The following is a 2,975-nucleotide window of genomic DNA, read 5'->3' on the forward strand; positions in this document are numbered from 1 at the left end:
CGTTGCCCTTGGAGCCGCCGCCGACGCTCACCTGGCGAACCAGGATGGCCGCGCCGGCCGGCGGCACGCGGCCCGCTGCGCCATCGCCGAAGTCGACGCGCCCGCTGCTCGCATCGAGCGCGTAGTGCCGGTCGGTCGGCGACGAGAAGAACAGCTGCTCGCGCCGCTGCCACAGCACCCAGGCCTCGGTCACCTGCTTCTGCCGGTTGCGCGTGAGGCGCAGCGGGCCGAGCGAGACGCTGGTGCCGGTGGATTCGAGTGCCAGCAGGCGTTCCAGCTGCCCGAGCACGCTGCTGTCGCCGTTCCACAGCTCCATCGCGAGGATGCGCCACTCGACGTTGGCGCGCGCACCGCCGAGCTCGCGCACCTCGATGCGCTCGCCGGCCAGCACCGGGGTCTGCGTCAGCGCGAACACCTGGTCGGGCGTGCCGTTGCTGGTGCCCAGCGGCAGGTCGTTGAGCGTGTGGCGCTCGCTGGCCCACACGGCGTTGACGTTCAGGCTGCGCAAGACCGGCTCGCCCGGTGGGCCGTCTTCCTTCAGGCGCGCACGCAGCCAGTGGTGCGGCGCGTCGAAGCGCGCCAGTTCGCTGTCGTCGGCTTGCGCGAGCACGTTGACGATGCCCGGCCGGCGCAGGTAGCCGGTCTCGTCGTCGGCCGGCGTGCGCGACCATTCGAAGCCGTCCCAGTACTCCCAGGCCAGCGCCGGCCCGGCCAGCGTGTCGGGGGCTTCGACGACGTCGAAGAAGAGCCCGAGCTGGTCGACCGGCGGCGCCTTGTCGAAGCCGAGGTAGAGCGCGGGCGTGAGGTCGACGACGCGCTCGAAGGGTGCGAAGGTGTTGCCGGGCCACATCGCCTCGGCGCTGCGCTCGGTGTACCGGAAGTCGTTGTACGCCAGCACGCGCTCGGCATGGAAGGGACCGTACTGCCACGTGTAGCCGATCGCGAAGGCGCCCAGCACCGGCGGTTGCGCGACGACGTAGGTGAAGCTGTTGCCGTTGTTGCCGACCGCATCGCTGTTGAAGTGGACGGTCTGCTTGAAGCCGAAGGAGCCGCTTTGCAGGCGCACGCGCACCCAGCGCGCCTCCTGCTGGTTGACGCTGACGGGCACCATGTCGAGCGGCACCGTGAAGTCGATCACCTCGGTGCGGTCGAGGTCGAGCCTGGAGCCGGCGAAGTTCGAGCTCACCGCGAGCGGCGCCCACATGCGGCTGTTCCAGTACTCCCAGTCGAGCTGGTGCCCGAGCGCCTGCGAGCCCGAGATCGCGCCCTCGTCCTGCGGCGACAGCGTGCGCCCGAGGTAGATGCGCACCTTCGCGAGCGGCTTGCCGAAGGCCTCCTCGCTGGCGAAGTAGAAGGTCGAGCCCGGCTGCGGCTGCTGGCCCAGCGGGTAGAAGGGCTTGCTGACGTCGAGCGCGCTGCCGTCGGCGAAAGCCTTGTCGGGCGCCAGGCCGACCACCGAGAGCCCGAGGTTCACGACCGTCCTCGCGGCCGAAGGCGCGGGGTTCGCGAGCCTGGCCGCATCCGGCGCGGAGAAGGCGATGCCCGCGAAGGCGACGTCGAAGAGGTAGTTGCGCGCGAAGTTGACGTTGGCGATCGAGTAGCTGCCGTCCACGCCGGTGGGCTGCGAGGTGTAGGCCGCGCGCGTCGGATCGGCAGGATCGGTCAGGCGCACCACCGCGCCTTCGACCGGCCGGCCCGCGTCGTTGCTGACGATGCCCTTCAGGCTGTTCGGCGCCGACGGCACCGGCCCCGAGGCGCTGAAGCTCAGCAGCCCGGGGCTGTTCGCCACGGCCGCCGGTGCGACCGCCGGGCCGACCGCGATGCGCCCGCCCAGCGCCCCGTTGACCGTGCTCGACAGCCGGATGGTGTCGACCTCGGGCAGCGACTGGCCCGGATCCGGCGGCAGCGCCTGGTCGAGCCGCGCCCGCAGCCAGTAGCCGTCGACGGCGTCGACCTGGGTCTTCGCGGCCGAGGCGCAATCGGTCTCGAGCAGGAAGCTGCCGCTCTGCGTGAATCCGTCGGTGCTGTCGAAGTCGGGCGTGGCTGTGCCGCTGCACTCGGTGCTGGTGGCGACGAAGCCGCGCCAGGTGACGCCGTCCCAGTACTCCCAGACGACTGCGAGCGCGCTGCTCGCGCCATGCTGCAGTTCGAACTCGACCGACAGCTTGACCCGCCCCGACAGCGCGAGCAGCACCGGATGCGACAGGTAGAGCGCATGCGGCGTCGGCTGCAGCAGCCGCGCCGCGAAGGGTTCGACCGGCTCGCCGGCCCGGTAGGCGGCGCTGTGGTCGATGTACTCGTCGCGGCCCGGCCACAGGCTCACCACCTGCACGAGCCTGCCGGCCGTGACGCCGACCGCCCGCTCGGTCTCGAACAGGATCTGCTCGGTGCTGCCGGCCGGCGGCGCCGCCCCCACCGGCGTGCGGGCCGGCGCCGAGCCCCCGCTCGCCTGGTCCGACAGCCGGAACACCACCGGGGCACGCGCCTCCTGCGCGGGCACCAGGCTCAGGCCCGCGACGTCGAGGAAGCCGAGCTTGAGCTTGGCCGGCACCTGGCCGAGGCGTTGCGCGACGGCTTCGAGGTAGCGCGCCGCGATCGCGGCCAGCCCGGCGCCGGCGCTCTTGTCCGCCGCCAGCCACTCGGGCGTGTAGCCGATGCGGCGCGCGAGGATCTGCGCCAGCAGCGCCTGCGCATCGCGGCCATCGAGCTCGACCGTGGGCTTGGTGTTCACTGCGCCGATCCTTCCTCGAGGTAGAAGGGGTAGACCAGGTTGGCATGCGAGTTGGTCGCGCGCACGCGGTAGCTCATCTGGATCAGCACCTTGCCGACGTCCGCCACGTCGGCGGTCGCGGCCACGGCCTCGACGTCGATGCGCGGCTCCCAGTCGACCAGCGCCTCCAGCACGCGCTGGCGCAGCGCTTCCAGCGTCGACGGGTTCAGCGGCTCGAACACGAAGGCGCGCAGGCCGGCGCCGA

2 protein-coding genes are annotated in these 2,975 nt (G+C 72.0%); both read right to left on the bottom strand.

Annotated features, from left to right (window positions below):
* Positions 1 to 2,731: carboxypeptidase-like regulatory domain-containing protein (locus tag AC1D01_RS27910; protein WP_477872202.1), on the bottom strand; the 2,731-nt coding region annotated here is incomplete at its 3' end.
* Positions 2,728 to 2,975: GPW/gp25 family protein (locus AC1D01_RS27915; RefSeq protein WP_477872204.1), on the bottom strand; the 248-nt coding region annotated here is incomplete at its 5' end. The genes AC1D01_RS27910 and AC1D01_RS27915, both read right to left, overlap by 4 nt.

Source organism: Rhizobacter sp. P3_B12 (assembly GCF_056402895.1).